Raw genomic sequence first — 689 nt, 5'->3', positions numbered from 1 at the left:
CGTATAGCTTCTCTGCTGCTTCTTTTACGCGCTCAGATTTGTGCATGTTCATTGGCACGATTGCTACTTGGAAAGGTGCAATTGCGTCTGGCCAAATGATGCCGTATTTGTCGTGGTTCTGTTCAATCGCAGAAGCAACAACACGCGATACACCGATGCCGTAACAACCCATCTCTAAGATTACGTTTTTACCGTCAGGGCCAAGAACGCTACAGTTCATTGCTTCTGAGTAAACGTTACCAAGTTGGAAGATATGACCAACTTCGATACCACGTTTCAGCATTAGCGTACCTTTACCACATGGGCTTGGATCACCTTCCACTACGTTACGCAGATCTTCTACTTGACCCAGTTCAACGTCACGACCCCAGTTAATACCGAAGTAGTGTTTACCGTCGATGTTTGCGCCAGCGCCAAAGTCGCTCATGGCTGCTACGCTGCGGTCAACGATGAATGGCAGTTCAAGGCCGACAGGGCCAAGAGAACCAGGGCCAGCACCGATCAGTTCACGAATTTCTTCTTCTGATGCCATCTCTAGTGGAGAAGCCACTTGAGGTAGGTTTTCTGCTTTCACTTCGTTTAGCTCGTGGTCACCACGAACGATCAACGCAATGATTGGTGCATCGATTTCGCCAGACGACTTAACAAATAGCGTTCTAACCGGCTGCTCAATAGGTAGACCGTCTGGC

General features: G+C 48.8%; 1 protein-coding gene. It reads right to left on the bottom strand.

Going from position 1 to position 689, the window contains the following annotated elements:
* Nucleotides 1-689 (bottom strand): YbaK/EbsC family protein (locus tag R7E78_RS26870; RefSeq protein ID WP_318058707.1); only part of this gene is annotated, 689 nt, incomplete at both ends.

The organism is Vibrio sp. YT-19(2023) (assembly GCF_033337395.1).
The sequence above is the reverse complement of the archived record's forward strand: the minus strand, read 5'-3'. Positions and strand labels throughout refer to the sequence as shown.